This window comes from Pseudomonas sp. SDO55104_S430 (assembly GCF_054070595.1).
In genome coordinates this window covers 1-15,140 of record NZ_JBSVXG010000015.1, presented here as the reverse complement: position 1 = coordinate 15,140, position 15,140 = coordinate 1, and the positions used below count along the sequence as shown (strand labels likewise).

The following is a 15,140-nucleotide window of genomic DNA, read 5'->3' as shown; positions in this document are numbered from 1 at the left end:
GTCATGGCAGATGCAGTAGCCGATAACGTTCCGGCCAAGACCGCGCCGACAGAGGGCAAACCGCCGCTGTTCGGGCTGTCTTTCCTGGAAAACCTTTCCGAAATGACCATGCTGCGTCAGGTAGGCCTGTTGGTTGGCTTGGCCGCGAGCGTGGCGATTGGTTTTGCCGTGGTGTTGTGGTCCCAGCAGCCGGACTACCGTCCGCTGTACGGCAGCCTTGCCGGCATGGACACCAAGCAGGTCATGGAAACCCTGGCCGCCGCCGATATTCCGTACAACGTCGAACCCAATTCCGGTGTCTTGCTGGTCAAGGCCGACGATCTGTCCCGTGCCCGCCTGAAACTGGCAGCCGCTGGTGTCACTCCCAGCGACGGCAACGTCGGTTTCGAGATCCTCGACAAGGAACAGGGCCTGGGCACCAGTCAGTTCATGGAAGCGACCCGTTATCGTCGCGGTCTTGAAGGTGAGCTGGCGCGCACCATCTCCAGCCTGAACAACGTCAAGGGCGCCCGCGTGCACCTGGCGATTCCGAAAAGCTCGGTATTCGTGCGCGACGAGCGCAAGCCGAGCGCCTCGGTTCTGGTCGAACTGTATCCAGGTCGTGCGCTGGAACCGGGTCAGGTTCTGGCCATCATCAACCTGGTGGCGACCAGCGTTCCCGAGCTGAGCAAATCGCAGATCACCGTGGTCGACCAGAAGGGCAATCTGCTCTCCGATCAGGCGGAAAACTCCGAACTGACCATGGCCGGCAAGCAATTCGATTACAGCCGTCGCATGGAAAGCATGCTCACCCAGCGTGTGCACAACATCCTCGAGCCAGTACTGGGTAACGACCGCTACAAGGCTGAAGTTTCGGCCGATGTGGATTTCAGCGCCGTCGAGTCGACTTCCGAGCAGTTCAACCCGGATCAGCCGGCACTGCGCAGCGAGCAATCGGTCAATGAACAACGTACCGCCAGCAATGGCCCGCAAGGCGTACCGGGTGCCCTGAGCAACCAGCCGCCGTCACCGGCTTCGGCACCGCAAACCACCGGCGGGGCCGCTGCGCCTGCGGGCATGGTGCAACCAGGTCAGCCACTGGTCGATGCCAACGGCCAGCAGATCATGGACCCGGCCACCGGCCAGCCGATGCTGGCGCCTTATCCTGCGGACAAGCGTCAACAATCGACCAAGAACTTCGAACTCGACCGCTCCATCAGTCACACCAAGCAGCAGCAGGGGCGCCTGAGCCGCCTGTCGGTGTCGGTAGTGGTGGACGATCAGGTCAAGGTCAACCCGGCCAACGGCGAAACCACCCGTGCGCCATGGAGCGCCGACGAATTGGCGCGCTTCACTCGTCTGGTTCAGGACGCGGTGGGCTTCGACGCCAGCCGTGGCGACAGCGTCAGCGTGATCAACATGCCGTTCTCCGCCGATCGCGGCGAAGTGATTGCCGACATTCCGTTCTACTCCCAGCCGTGGTTCTGGGACATCGTCAAGCAAGTGCTGGGTGTCCTGTTCATTCTGGTACTGGTGTTCGGTGTGCTGCGTCCGGTGCTCAACAACATCACCGGTGGCGGCAAGGGCAAGGAGCTGGCCGGTATCGGCAGCGACGTCGAGTTGGGTGGCATGGGCGGTCTGGACGGAGAGTTGGCCAATGATCGCGTCAGCCTCGGCGGTCCGACCAGTATCCTGTTGCCGAGTCCGAGCGAGGGCTATGATGCCCAACTGAACGCAATCAAGAGTCTGGTAGCAGAAGACCCGGGTCGTGTGGCCCAGGTCGTGAAAGAGTGGATTAACGCAGATGAGTGATAACCGAGCCGTTGCCGCCAAGCTGACCAAGGTCGACAAAGCCGCGATTCTGCTGCTGTCCCTTGGTTCTACCGACGCCGCCCAGGTGCTGCGCCACATGGGGCCCAAAGAGGTCCAGCGTGTGGGCGTGGCCATGGCCCAGATGGGGAATGTGCACCGCGAGCAGGTCGAGCAGGTGATGAGCGAATTCGTCGACATCGTCGGCGATCAGACCAGCCTGGGCGTCGGCTCCGACGACTACGTGCGTAAAATGCTCACTCAGGCCCTGGGTGAGGACAAGGCCAACGGCCTGATCGACCGCATCCTGCTCGGTGGCAACACCAGCGGCCTGGACAGCCTGAAGTGGATGGAACCGCGCGCCGTCGCCGACGTGATCCGTTACGAGCACCCGCAGATCCAGGCGATCGTGGTGGCGTACCTCGATCCGGACCAGGCCGGTGAAGTGCTGGGCAACTTCGACCATAAGGTGCGTCTGGACATCATTCTGCGGGTTTCCTCGCTGAACACCGTACAGCCGGCAGCCCTGAAGGAACTCAACCAGATTCTCGAGAAGCAGTTCTCCGGCAACTCCAATGCCTCGCGTACCACCCTGGGCGGTATCAAGCGTGCAGCGGACATCATGAACTTCCTCGACAGCTCCATCGAAGGCCAGCTCATGGACTCGATTCGCGAAGTCGACGAAGACCTTTCCGGTCAGATCGAAGACCTCATGTTCGTGTTCAACAACCTGGCCGATGTCGACGACCGCGGCATTCAGGCGCTGCTTCGCGAAGTGTCCTCCGACGTGCTGGTGCTGGCCCTCAAGGGTTCGGACGAAGGCGTCAAGGAAAAGATCTTCAAGAACATGTCCAAGCGTGCGGCCGAACTGCTGCGCGACGACCTGGAAGCCAAGGGCCCGGTTCGCGTCAGCGACGTGGAAACCGCGCAGAAGGAAATCCTCACCATCGCCCGTCGTATGGCCGAAGCCGGAGAAATCGTGCTCGGTGGCAAAGGCGGCGAGGAAATGATCTAACACCATGGCCAAGCATGACGATTCACCCACTGACCTGATCCGGGCCAGGGATGTCAGTGGGTTCGACACCTGGGCGCTGCCCAGCTTCGACCCGCCGGAACCCGAGCCTGAGCCTGAGCCGGAACCCGAACCGCCGGAAATCGAGGAAGTGCCGCTGGAGGAAGTCCAGCCACTGACCCTCGAGGAGCTCGAAAGCATTCGTCAGGAGGCCTACAACGAAGGCTTCGCCGTAGGCGAGCGCGAAGGTTTCCACAGCACCACGCTCAAGGTTCGCCAGGAAGCGGAAGCTGCGCTGGCGCCCAAGCTCGCGGGGCTGGAGCAACTGATGGTGCATCTGTTCGAGCCTATCGCCGAGCAGGACACCCTGATCGAAAAATCCCTGGTAGACCTGGTTCAGCACATCACCCGCCAGGTGATCCAGCGCGAGTTGGCCATCGATTCGACCCAGATCGAACACGTCATGCGCGATGCTCTCAAGCTTTTGCCGCTGGGCGTGAACAACGTGCGCCTGTACATCAATCCCCAGGATTTCGCTCAGGTCAAAGCCCTGCGCGAGCGCCATGAGGAAACCTGGCGCATCGTCGAGGATGAGTCGTTGCTCCCCGGCGGTTGCCGGGTCGAGACCGAGCACAGTCGCATCGACGCCACTGTCGAGACCCGTGTGACGCGGGTGATGGACAAGTTGTTCGATCAACTCCACGAACAGGCCCTGCACCCGTCGGCGCCGGACGTGACCCTGGACCTGCCGATCGACAGCCAGCCTGCGGCCGCGGATATTCCCGATGCGCCTTGAACGCACCAGTTTCGCCAAGCGCCTGGGCAGCTATGCCGAGGCCACGCAACTGGAAGGCGCGCCGATCCTCGAAGGCCGCCTGCTGCGCATGGTCGGCCTGACCCTCGAAGCCGAAGGCCTGCGCGCTGCCATGGGCAGTCGCTGCATGGTGATCAACGACGACAGCTATCACCCGGTGCAGGTCGAAGCGGAAGTCATGGGTTTCTCCGGCAGCAAAGTCTTTCTGATGCCAGTGGGCAGCGTCGCCGGTATCGCCCCCGGCGCCCGTGTGGTGCCGCTGATGGAAAGCGGGCGTCTGCCGATGGGCATGAGCATGCTCGGGCGTGTCCTCGATGGCGCCGGTCGTGCGCTGGACGGCAAAGGCGGCATGAAGGCCGAAGACTGGGTGCCGATGGATGGCCCGACCATCAACCCGCTCAAGCGTGAACCGATCAGCGAGCCGCTGGACGTGGGCATCCGCTCCATCAACGGCATGTTGACGGTCGGTCGCGGCCAACGGCTCGGTCTGTTCGCCGGTACTGGCGTGGGTAAATCGGTATTGCTGGGCATGATGACCCGCTTCACCGAGGCCGACATCATTGTCGTCGGGCTGATCGGTGAGCGGGGTCGTGAGGTTAAGGAGTTCATCGAGCACATCCTCGGTGAAGAAGGTCTCAAGCGCTCCGTCGTCGTGGCGTCACCGGCGGATGACGCGCCGTTGATGCGTCTGCGCGCGGCCATGTATTGCACGCGCATCGCCGAGTATTTCCGCGACAAGGGCAAGAACGTCCTGTTGCTCATGGATTCGCTGACCCGTTTCGCCCAGGCCCAGCGGGAAATCGCCCTGGCCATCGGCGAGCCACCGGCGACCAAGGGTTATCCACCGTCGGTGTTCGCCAAGCTGCCGAAGCTGGTGGAGCGGGCCGGTAACGCCGAGAAGGGCGGCGGTTCGATCACTGCGTTCTACACCGTATTGTCCGAAGGCGACGACCAGCAGGACCCGATTGCCGACTCCGCGCGAGGCGTGCTCGACGGACACATCGTGCTGTCGCGGCGCCTGGCCGAGGAAGGGCATTACCCGGCCATCGATATCGAGGCGTCGATCAGCCGGGTCATGCCGGCGGTGGTGTCGCCGGAGCACATGACCCGAGCGCAATATTTCAAACAGTTGTGGTCGCGCTACCAACAGAGCCGCGACCTGATCAGCGTCGGTGCCTACGTGGCCGGCGGCGATCGCGAGACCGACCTGGCGATTTCCCTGCAGCCGCAGCTGGTCAAATACCTGCGCCAGGGCCTCAACGACAGCATCAGTCTGGGCGAAAGCGAAGCCTATCTCGCCTCGATCTTCGCACCTGCGGCGGGCGGTTAACCGGTCATGGCCCAGAGTCGCGCAGGGCGCCTGGCCCCCGTGGTGGAAATGGCCGAGAAGGCGGAGAAAACCGCGGTCCAGCGTCTGGGGCATTTTCAGGGGCAGGTGCGGCTGGCCGAGAGCAAGCTGGCGGACCTGGAGGCCTTTCGTCTCGATTATCAGGAACAGTGGATCGTGCGCGGCAGCAGCGGCGTGTCGGGCCAGTGGCTGCTGGGTTACCAGGGCTTTCTGGCGCAACTGGGCACCGCTATCGATCAGCAGCGCCAGAGCCTGGCCTGGCACCAGAACAACCTGAACAAGGCACGCGATACCTGGCAACAGGCCTTTGCCCGGGTCGAGGGTTTACGCAAACTGGTTCAACGTTACATGGACGAGGCGCGGGCGATCGAGGACAAGCGCGAGCAGAAGCTGCTCGATGAGTTATCCCAGCGGTTGCCGCGGCAGGAGCAGTATTGAATCCGGTGGACCGCGTTATCGTTCTTCGCGGGCAAGCCTCGCTCCCACAAAAAACTTCACACCTATCCGTAGGAGCGAGGCTTGCCCGCGAAAGCAATTTCATAGGCTCCGCGATGCCGCCTTGCCCCAACCTTTACCAAATGCTACACCTTGTACAAGAAGGTTCATCAATGACAAGGAAGCCATGAAATGTCAGTCATTACCGAAGTTTCCCCCGATGGCCAAAAACTGACGATCTCGGTCAGAGGTCGATTCGATTTCGCCAAACATCAGGAATTTCGTGAATCCTACGAGGACAGGGATCTCGGCGCCGTCGTGATCGACCTGAAGGAAGCCACCTACCTGGACAGCTCCGCGCTGGGTATGTTGCTGCTGTTGCGTGACCACGCCGGCGGCGACGATTCCGATATTCGCGTCGTCAACAGCAGCTCCGACGTGCGAAAAATTCTCGCGATCTCCAACTTCGACAAGCTGTTCGACATCAGTTGAGCGCCGTGCAGGCTGTACTTGAGTCGCTGACGATCCTGATCGCCGAGGACAGCGCGGCCGATCGCATGCTGCTGTCGAGTATTGTCCGCCGCCAGGGCCATCAGGTGCTGACGGCGGGCAACGGTGCCGAAGCGGTCGAAGCCTTTCGCCAGCAACGACCGCAACTGGTCCTGATGGACGCAATGATGCCGGTGATGGACGGCTTCGAAGCGGCGCGGCAGATCAAGGAGCTGGCCGGGGAAACCCTGGTGCCGATCATCTTCCTGACCTCGTTGTCCGAGAGCGAAGCCCTGGCTCGCTGTCTGGAGGTGGGGGGCGACGATTTTCTGGCGAAACCTTATAACCAGGTGATCCTCGCCGCCAAGATCAAGGCGATGGATCGCTTGCGGCGATTGCAGGCCACCGTGCTGGAGCAGCGCGACCAGATCGCCCGGCATCACGAGTATCTGCTCAACGAGCAGCGGGTGGCCAAAGCGGTGTTCGACAAAGTCGCTCACTCCGGCTGCCTCAACGCCCCCAACATCCGCTATCTGCAATCGCCCTACGCGCTGTTCAACGGTGACTTGCTGTTGGCCGCGTTCACTCCCTCCGGCGACATGCACGTACTGCTTGGCGATTTCACTGGCCACGGTTTGCCGGCGGCGGTCGGCGCGATGCCGCTGGCGGAAGTGTTCTACGGCATGACCGCCAAGGGCTACGGCCTGGCGGAAACCCTGCGCGAGATGAATGCCAAGCTCAAGCGCATCCTGCCGGTGGACATGTTCTGTTGCGCGACGCTGCTGTGTCTGAGTTTTCAGCGTCAGTCGGTGGAGGTCTGGAACGGCGGCATGCCCGATGGTTACTTGCACAGCATCGGCACCGGAGAACGCAAGCCGCTGAAGGCCCGGCATTTGCCGCTGGGTGTGCTGAGCCCGCAGACCTTCGATGACCGCACCGAAGTGTTTCCAATGGCCCTGGGTGATCGGGTTTTCCTGCTGTCCGACGGTGTGATCGACACCTGCGACGTCAACGATCAGCTGTTTGGTGTAGAGCGCTTGCAGCAGGTGTTTGCCGCCAATCGAGAACCTGATGCGTTGTTCGAGGACATCGAACGGGCGCTGCGGGATTTTCGCGGCGAAGCCCGGGACGATGTGAGCATGGTCGAGATCAGCCTGCTGGACCCGATCCTGCTCAGCCTGCCGGCGCCGATCTATTCCGACAGTGGCCAGTCCTGCCCGCTGGACTGGTCGGTGAGTTTCGAATTCCGCGCCGCCACGCTCAAGCGCTTCAATCCGCTGCCGTATCTGCTGCAACTGCTGCTTGAAGTGCACGGCCTGCGGGCGCAGAGCGGGGCGCTCTACAGTGTTCTGGCCGAGTTGTATTCCAATGCCCTGGAGCATGGCGTGCTGGGGCTCGATTCGAGCCTCAAGCGTGATGTCGCCGGTTTCGCCCGTTATTACCAGGAGCGCAATACCCGCCTGGAAGCGTTGCAGGATGGCTACGTGCGGGTGCATCTGCAGGTCTCGCCACAGGGCGAGGGTGGCTGTCTGGTGATTCGCGTCGAGGATAGCGGCAAGGGTTTTGATGTCGAACGTGTGATGCAGCGACCGGTCGATCCTGTCCGTTTGTCGGGACGCGGCGTCAGTCTGATCCGTCAGTTGGGGCGTAACGCCGGTTGGTCCGACGATGGTCGAAGTGCCCGCGTGGAGTTTTTCTGGGAGGGTCTGGCATAATTCCGCGCATTCTTGATCAAGGAGTGAGCAAGTGGCTGATACACATCTTGACCCGGACGTGCTGAGCGCGTTGCGGGACGTCATGGAGGATGAGTTCTCGACATTGATCGATACCTTCCTCACCGACTCCGAACAGCGGTTGCGGCAATTGGCCGTGGCTGTCGAGCCTACGCAGTTGCTGGAAACGGCCCACAGTTTCAAGGGCAGCAGCAGCAACATGGGCGCTATTCGCCTGGCGGAGCTGTGCCACGACCTGGAGTACAGGGCAAAGGAGCGCAATCTGTCCGGCGTTGAATCGCTGATCGCGGAAATCTCCCGCGAATTCGCTTTTATCCGGCCTCTCTATGAAGAAGAGCGACAGCGTTCGCACTCTGCCATCGCGACCGTTCGGCCGTATTGATCCACATCAAGGCAAAGCTGGCGCGACCCTTGCAGTCTAATCTCCCAACTGTACCTACGATCCAGTGCAGCGGAGACCGTTTAATGCCCGTTACCCCCAATATTCTTCTTCAGGCCGCCGCGCAGGCCAAGACTCAGTCTGCCAACGCCAATTCCGTGGCGCAGGCCGCCGAGCCCGGGGACAAGGCTGCAAGCTTCGCTCAGGTCTACGCCAAGCAGGCGCAGAACAAACCTGCTCCCGCGGCGGATAACCCGGTCAAACCGGCCCGCGACAAGGTCGCCGACAACGCAGGCAAGAAAGATGTCGTCGACGACAAGCCTGCCGCCGACGAACCGGTGGTTGCCGATAGCGGCAAAACCTTGCCCGCCGATAAACCAGCGCAGGTTGATGACAAAGCCGATGATGCGGCGGATGCTGCTCAGACTCCGGTTGCCGATGCGGCACCGGTAGATCCGGCTGTAGATCCGGCCCTGTTGCAGGCGGTCCAGCCCGCTATCACGACGCCCGTCCCGGCAACGCCGCCGGCGGTCGATCCGCAACCGGCGCCGATTCAAGCGGCGGCTGTCACGGCCGCTCCCGTGCAGGCCGTTGCCGAGACTGACACCGATTTCGACCCCGAAGCCGATCCCCTCGACGCACTGCCCGCTGTCCGTATGGCCATGGAGCAGAGCGGCCATGTGTCGGCATCCAGTCAGGCGCAACCCAAGTCGGCGCCGACGCCAGCCCAGGCGCAAGCCGACGGCGAGCAGACCGCTGCGCAGAACTTTGCCGCCGGCATGGCCAGCATGCTCGATGCCCAAGCCAGCAAGGACAGCACCAGCCAGGGCGGCGACAAGGCCTTCAGCGGCCTGATCGACGACGGTCTGAAGGACCTGAAGTCCGCCAGTAGCGATACCCGGGTCGATGACTTCGCCAATCGTCTGGCGGCACTGACCCAGGCGGCCACGCCGAAGACCGCCAACGCCGTTCCGGTGAATCAGCCGATCGCCATGCACCAGAGCGGCTGGACCGAAGAGGTGGTCAACCGCGTCATGTACCTGTCCAGCGCCAATCTCAAGGCGGCGGATATTCAGCTGCAACCCGCGGAACTGGGGCGCCTGGACATTCGGGTGAACATGGTTCCGGACCAGCAGACCCAGGTGACCTTCATGAGCGCGCATCCCGGCGTTCGCGAAGCGCTGGACGGGCAAATGCATCGCCTGCGTGACATGTTCGCTCAGCAGGGCATGGGCCAGGTCGACGTCAACGTCTCCGACCAGTCCCGGGGTTCGCAGCAGGGCCAGGAACAGGCCCAGCAGAGCCAGAGCGGGCGAACCAGTGCCAGCGGCGGTCGCCTCGACGCCGTGGATGACGAGATCGCACCGAGCGTCGCAGAGGTGGCTGCGGCAACCACCAGCGTGATTGGCTCCAGCGCGGTCGACTACTACGCCTGATCCGCTTCACCTCGCCCCCTGTAGGAGCGAGCATGCTCGCGATGGTCGTCAACGATAACGCTGGCGGCCTGACACCCCGCGGTGTCTGGGCTTGCATCGCGAGCGTGCTCGCTCCTACAGGAGGCGCGTCCGTCTCCTATCCGATCGTTCTGGCATAACCTTTGCTCTTCCCTATCCGTGCGACTGTGAAACCCCGAATAGTGACGGATTATTGGCATGGCGAAGAGCGACGCAGCAGTAAAAGACCCCGCAACCAAAGGCAAACTCAAGCTGATTATCCTGATCGTAGTAGCCGTGCTACTGGCGATCGGTTTGTCCGTGGGAGCGACCTGGTACTTCATGCACAGCGCTCAGAGCAAGCCTGTCGAGGTGGCTGAAGTGGTTCCGGTGGGCAAGCAGCCGGCGATTTTCGAGTCGATGGCACCTGCGTTCGTCGCCAACTACAACCAGAACGGCCGTCAGCGCTACATGCAGGTGAGCATCACCATGCTCGCGCGCAGTCAGGCCGACATGGACGCCCTCAAGGTGCACATGCCGGTGATCCGCAATAACCTGGTCATGCTGTTCTCCGGACAGGATTTCGCCACGCTCGCCTCGCCAGTAGGCCAGGAAATGCTGCGCCAGAAAGCCACGGCCAGTGTTCAGGAAGTGGCGCAGAAAGAACTCGGCAAAGTGGTTGTCGAACAGTTGCTCTTCACTAATTTCGTATTGCAGTAGGTACACGACATGGCCGTGCAGGACCTCCTGTCCCAGGATGAGATCGACGCGCTGTTGCATGGCGTGGACGACGGTCTGGTACAGACCGATACCGTTGCCGAGCCCGGCAGCGTCAAAAGCTACGACCTGACCAGTCAGGATCGCATCGTCCGCGGACGCATGCCGACCCTGGAAATGATCAACGAGCGTTTCGCCCGCTACACGCGCATCAGCATGTTCAACATGCTGCGTCGCTCGGCGGACGTAGCGGTCGGTGGCGTGCAGGTGATGAAGTTCGGCGAATACGTGCACTCGCTGTACGTGCCGACCAGCCTGAACCTGGTCAAGATCAAGCCGCTGCGTGGTACCGCGCTGTTCATCCTCGACGCCAAGCTGGTGTTCAAGCTGGTGGACAACTTCTTCGGCGGCGATGGCCGTCACGCGAAGATCGAAGGGCGTGAATTCACCCCGACCGAACTGCGTGTGGTGCGCATGGTGCTCGAGCAGGCCTTCGTCGACCTGAAGGAAGCCTGGCAGGCGATCATGGAAGTGAACTTCGAGTACATCAACTCGGAAGTGAACCCGGCCATGGCCAACATCGTCGGCCCGAGCGAGGCCATTGTGGTGTCGACCTTCCACATCGAACTCGATGGCGGTGGCGGCGACCTGCACGTGACCATGCCGTATTCGATGATCGAGCCGGTGCGTGAAATGCTCGACGCCGGCTTCCAGTCCGATCTCGACGACCAGGACGAGCGCTGGGTCAATGCCCTGCGCCAGGACGTCATGGATGTCGACGTGCCGATCGGCGCGACCGTCGCCCGTCGCCAGCTGAAACTGCGCGACATTCTGCACATGCAACCGGGGGACATCATCCCGGTGGAAATGCCAGAAGACATGATCATGCGCGCCAACGGCGTGCCGGCCTTCAAGGTCAAGATGGGTTCGCACAAAGGCAACCTGGCGTTGCAGGTGATCGAGCCGATCGAGCGCCGCTGAGGCGCATCACACATTCGTATTTAACTGACGGCTTCCCCTTGAAAGGTGGCCTGCCGAGGACACATTGATGACTGACGATATGAACAACGACCAGGCGCTGGCTGACGAGTGGGCTGCGGCCCTGGAAGAGTCCGGTGATGGTGGTCAGGCCGATATCGACGCCCTGCTGGCGGCCGATGCAGGTATTTCCAGCTCCAACCGCGTACAGATGGAAGAGTTCGGCAGCGCGCCGAAAAACAATGAGCCGGTGAGCATGGACGGTCCGAACCTGGACGTGATCCTCGACATTCCGGTGTCGATTTCCATGGAAGTGGGCAGCACCGACATCAACATCCGCAACCTGCTGCAACTCAACCAGGGTTCGGTGATCGAGCTGGATCGCCTGGCCGGTGAGCCGCTGGACGTGCTGGTCAACGGTACCCTTATCGCCCACGGCGAAGTGGTGGTGGTCAACGAGAAGTTCGGCATCCGCCTGACTGACGTGATCAGCCCAAGCGAACGTATCAAGAAGCTGCGCTGAGTGAAAAAGCTCCTGGGTGTTCTGGCGGCGTTGATGTTGCCGCTCTTCGCGCTGGCCGCCGAGCCGGTCGCGACGACAGTGGCGACCACCGCCGCAACCGCTGCCGCGCCTGTCGCCAGCAGCGGCGTTGCGGGGCAATTGACGCAACTGGTGCTGGGCCTGCTGCTGGTGGTGGGGCTGATTTTCTTCCTCGCCTGGCTGTTGCGCCGGGTCCAGCAGGCAGGGCCGGCAGGCAAGGGGCAGGTGATCGATATCGTCGGTACCCGAGCGCTTGGTCCGCGTGACCGCCTGGTGCTGGTGCAGGTGGGCAACGAGCAGATCCTGCTGGGTCTGAGCCCCGGCACCATCACCGCGCTGCATGTGCTCAAGGAGCCGGTGCAGGTGCCGGGCACTACAGAGAAAACCACACCCGAGTTTGCCCAGCGCCTGATGGAACTGATGGGCAAGGATCAGAAGGATAAGAAGTGATGGGTGCGTTACGCATCGTCTTGACGCTGGCCCTGATGCTGGCCGCGCCGCTGGCGTTTGCCGCCGATCCGTTGTCGATTCCGGCGATCACCCTGGGCACCAATGCTCAGGGTGCCCAGGAATATTCGGTCAGCCTGCAAATCCTGCTGATCATGACCGCGCTGAGTTTCATTCCGGCGTTCGTCATGCTGATGACCAGCTTTACCCGGATCATCATCGTGTTCTCGATCCTGCGTCAGGCCCTGGGCCTGCAACAGACGCCGTCGAACCAGATCCTCACCGGCATGGCGCTGTTCCTGACCCTGTTCATCATGGCCCCGGTGTTCGACCGGGTTAACCAGGACGCCCTGCAACCGTACCTGGCGGAAAAAATGACCGCTCAGGACGCGATCGCCAAGGCCCAAGTGCCCATTAAGGACTTCATGCTCGCCCAGACCCGCACCAGCGATCTGGAGCTGTTCATGCGCCTGTCCAAGCGCACCGACATCGCCTCGCCCGATCAGGCGCCGCTGACCATCCTGGTGCCGGCGTTCGTGACCTCTGAGCTCAAGACCGCGTTCCAGATCGGCTTCATGATCTTCATCCCGTTCCTGATTATCGACCTGGTGGTGGCCAGTGTGCTGATGGCCATGGGTATGATGATGCTGTCGCCGCTGATCATTTCCCTGCCGTTCAAGATCATGCTGTTCGTGCTGGTGGACGGCTGGGCGCTGATCATCGGTACCCTGGCCAGCAGTTTCGGGGGTGTATCGCCATGACGCCAGAAGTCGCCGTCGACATATTCCGTGATGCCCTGTGGCTGACCACGCTGATGGTCGCGGTGCTGGTGATCCCGAGCCTGCTGGTGGGCCTGGTGGTGGCGATGTTCCAGGCCGCCACCCAGATCAACGAACAGACCCTGAGCTTCCTGCCGCGTCTGCTGGTAATGCTGGTGACCCTGATCGTCGCCGGTCCGTGGCTGGTGCAGACCTTCATGGAATACATCCTGCAGCTCTACCACAGCATTCCGCAGGTCATCGGCTAAACCATGTCTTCCCTGTTGCAACTGACGGACACCCAGATCAGTACCTGGGTGGCGGCCTTCATGTTGCCGCTGTTCCGCATCGGCGCCTTGCTGATGGTCATGCCGGTGTTCGGTACTTCGCTCGTGCCCAAGCGCATTCGTCTCTATTTCGCTCTGGCGATCACCGTGGTGCTGGCACCCAATCTGCCGCCGATGCCGCCGGTCAATGCGCTGGACCTGAGCGGCTGGCTGCTGATCGGAGAGCAGATCCTGATTGGCGCGATCCTCGGTTTCTCCCTGCAATTGTTCTTTCAGGCGTTCGTGATTGCCGGGCAGATCCTCGCGATCCAGATGGGCATGGGCTTCGCCTCGATGGTCGACCCCACCAACGGCGTGTCGGTGGCGGTGATCGGGCAGTTCTTCACGATGTTGGTGACCCTGATGTTCCTGGCGATGAACGGCCATCTGGTGGTGTTCGAGGTACTTACCGAGAGCTTTACCACGCTGCCGGTGGGCAGCGGACTGATGACCAACCATTACTGGGAGTTGGCCGGCAAGCTGGGCTGGGTGCTTGGCGCGGCGCTGGTGCTGGTACTGCCGGCGATCACCGCGCTGCTGGTGGTCAACATCGCGTTCGGCGTGATGACCCGGGCGGCGCCGCAACTGAACATTTTCTCCATCGGCTTTCCGCTGACCCTGGTGCTGGGGATGTTCATCCTCTGGGTCGGGCTGGCGGACATTCTCAATCAGTATCAACCGCTGGCCACCGAAGCCCTGCAGTTTTTACGCGAACTGGCGAGGGCGAGCTGAGCCATGTCTGAGAGCGAGAGCGGTCAGGACAAAACAGAAGACCCCACGGAGAAAAAGAAAAAGGACGCACGAGAGAAGGGCGAGATCGCCCGTTCCAAGGAGCTCAACACGCTGGCGATCATGCTGGCCGGTGCCAGCGCGCTGCTGATTTTCGGCGGCATGCTCGCCCAGGAAATGATGGAGCTGATGCGCCTGAATTTCTCCCTGTCCCGGGAGGTGGTGCTGGATCAGCGCTCGATGGGCCTCTTTCTGCTGCAGTCGGGGAAAATCGCCTTGCTGGCGATTCAGCCGGTGATGATCACCCTGATGCTGGCCGCACTGATCGGTCCGATTGCCTTGGGTGGCTGGCTGTTCTCCGCCGGCACCATGGCACCCAAGTTCAGTCGCATGAACCCCGGCGCCGGTCTCAAGCGGATGTTCTCGACCAAGTCCGTGGCCGAGTTGCTGAAGGCTTTGGCGAAATTCTTCATAGTTCTGTTCGTGGCCTTGGTCGTGCTGTGGTCAGACATCGACGACCTGCTGCGCATCGCCCACGAACCGCTGGATCGGGCAATCACCCACAGCCTGCAAGTAGTCGGCTGGAGCACGCTGTGGATGGCTTGCGGGCTGATCATCATCGCCGCCGTGGACGTGCCGATTCAGCTGTGGGAAAGCATCAAGAAGCTGAAGATGACCAAGCAGGAAGTGCGCGACGAGCACAAGGATCAGGAAGGGCGGCCGGAGGTCAAGCAACGGATTCGACAGCTTCAGCGAGAAATGTCCCAGCGCCGGATGATGGCCGCGGTGCCCGAGGCCGATGTAGTCATCACCAACCCGACTCACTACGCCGTGGCGCTCAAATACGACTCGGACAAAGGTGGCGCGCCGGTGCTGATTGCCAAGGGCAGTGACTTTCTGGCGCTGAAAATCCGTGAAATCGCAGCCGCCAACGAAGTCCTGCTGCTGGAATCGCCGGCACTGGCGCGGTCGATCTACTACTCCACCGAACTGGAACAGGAAATCCCTGGCGGACTGTACCTGGCGGTGGCGCAGGTGCTGGCGTATGTCTATCAGATCCGCCAGTACAAGGCGGGCAAGGGCAAACGACCGGAGCCGCTCAAGGATGACCTGCCGATTCCGCCGGATTTGCGGCGTGATTCCTGATTTTTGAGTTGGTAATGCCGGACGCTTCGCGGGCAAGCCTCGCTCCTACAGCTAATCGGATTCTGTA

Annotated in this window: 17 protein-coding genes; all 17 read left to right on the top strand. The window is 61.7% G+C overall.

What is annotated here, in order from left to right:
• Positions 1-3: 3 nt before the first annotated feature.
• Complete coding sequence (gene fliF / locus ACW9JE_RS04940) at positions 4-1,791, top strand: flagellar basal-body MS-ring/collar protein FliF (RefSeq protein WP_224533618.1); 1,788 nt, start codon at positions 4-6, stop codon at positions 1,789-1,791.
• Positions 1,784-2,803, top strand: a complete 1,020-nt coding sequence (gene fliG, locus ACW9JE_RS04935) for a flagellar motor switch protein FliG (RefSeq protein WP_056853022.1) — start codon at positions 1,784-1,786, stop codon at positions 2,801-2,803. The genes fliF and fliG overlap by 8 nt, the downstream gene beginning before the upstream one ends.
• A gap of 4 nt (positions 2,804-2,807) precedes the next feature.
• On the top strand, positions 2,808-3,596 hold the full coding sequence (gene fliH, locus ACW9JE_RS04930; protein ID WP_457432130.1) for a flagellar assembly protein FliH: 789 nt from the start codon (positions 2,808-2,810) through the stop codon (positions 3,594-3,596).
• Entirely contained in the window at positions 3,586-4,944 is a 1,359-nt protein-coding gene (gene fliI, locus ACW9JE_RS04925; protein ID WP_175376845.1) for a flagellar protein export ATPase FliI, read from the top strand. Before fliH ends, fliI begins: the two co-directional genes overlap by 11 nt.
• Positions 4,945-4,950: 6 nt before the next feature.
• On the top strand, positions 4,951-5,400 hold the full coding sequence (gene fliJ / locus ACW9JE_RS04920) for a flagellar export protein FliJ (protein WP_224533616.1): 450 nt from the start codon (positions 4,951-4,953) through the stop codon (positions 5,398-5,400).
• A gap of 189 nt (positions 5,401-5,589) precedes the next feature.
• Entirely contained in the window at positions 5,590-5,889 is a 300-nt protein-coding gene (locus ACW9JE_RS04915; RefSeq protein ID WP_224533615.1) for an STAS domain-containing protein, read from the top strand.
• 5 nt (positions 5,890-5,894) lie between these two features.
• On the top strand, positions 5,895-7,601 hold the full coding sequence (locus tag ACW9JE_RS04910; RefSeq protein ID WP_457432129.1) for an ATP-binding SpoIIE family protein phosphatase: 1,707 nt from the start codon (positions 5,895-5,897) through the stop codon (positions 7,599-7,601).
• A 31-nt stretch (positions 7,602-7,632) separates the two neighbouring features.
• Positions 7,633-8,001 (top strand): Hpt domain-containing protein, encoded by a 369-nt coding sequence (locus ACW9JE_RS04905; RefSeq protein WP_224533613.1) that lies wholly within the window; start codon positions 7,633-7,635, stop codon positions 7,999-8,001.
• A gap of 83 nt (positions 8,002-8,084) precedes the next feature.
• On the top strand, positions 8,085-9,434 hold the full coding sequence (locus tag ACW9JE_RS04900) for a flagellar hook-length control protein FliK (RefSeq protein WP_457432128.1): 1,350 nt from the start codon (positions 8,085-8,087) through the stop codon (positions 9,432-9,434).
• 216 nt (positions 9,435-9,650) lie between these two features.
• On the top strand, positions 9,651-10,151 hold the full coding sequence (gene fliL / locus ACW9JE_RS04895) for a flagellar basal body-associated protein FliL (RefSeq protein ID WP_224533611.1): 501 nt from the start codon (positions 9,651-9,653) through the stop codon (positions 10,149-10,151).
• A 9-nt stretch (positions 10,152-10,160) separates the two neighbouring features.
• Entirely contained in the window at positions 10,161-11,129 is a 969-nt protein-coding gene (gene fliM / locus ACW9JE_RS04890) for a flagellar motor switch protein FliM (protein ID WP_224533610.1), read from the top strand.
• A 67-nt stretch (positions 11,130-11,196) separates the two neighbouring features.
• Positions 11,197-11,649: a flagellar motor switch protein FliN gene (gene fliN, locus ACW9JE_RS04885; RefSeq protein WP_224533609.1), complete on the top strand. Its 453-nt coding sequence runs from the start codon at positions 11,197-11,199 to the stop codon at positions 11,647-11,649.
• The gene (gene fliO, locus ACW9JE_RS04880; RefSeq protein ID WP_457432127.1) at positions 11,650-12,117 is read left to right on the top strand and encodes a flagellar biosynthetic protein FliO; all 468 of its coding nucleotides are present in this window, start codon (positions 11,650-11,652) and stop codon (positions 12,115-12,117) included.
• Positions 12,117-12,875, top strand: coding sequence for a flagellar type III secretion system pore protein FliP (gene fliP, locus ACW9JE_RS04875; protein ID WP_175376854.1), 759 nt, complete (start codon positions 12,117-12,119; stop codon positions 12,873-12,875). The genes fliO and fliP overlap by 1 nt, the downstream gene beginning before the upstream one ends.
• Positions 12,872-13,141 (top strand): flagellar biosynthesis protein FliQ, encoded by a 270-nt coding sequence (gene fliQ / locus ACW9JE_RS04870; protein ID WP_175376855.1) that lies wholly within the window; start codon positions 12,872-12,874, stop codon positions 13,139-13,141. The genes fliP and fliQ overlap by 4 nt, the downstream gene beginning before the upstream one ends.
• Positions 13,142-13,153: 12 nt before the next feature.
• Positions 13,154-13,930, top strand: coding sequence for a flagellar biosynthetic protein FliR (gene fliR / locus ACW9JE_RS04865; protein WP_224533634.1), 777 nt, complete (start codon positions 13,154-13,156; stop codon positions 13,928-13,930).
• A gap of 3 nt (positions 13,931-13,933) precedes the next feature.
• Positions 13,934-15,073: a flagellar biosynthesis protein FlhB gene (gene flhB, locus ACW9JE_RS04860; RefSeq protein ID WP_224533606.1), complete on the top strand. Its 1,140-nt coding sequence runs from the start codon at positions 13,934-13,936 to the stop codon at positions 15,071-15,073.
• Positions 15,074-15,140 lie beyond the last annotated feature (67 nt).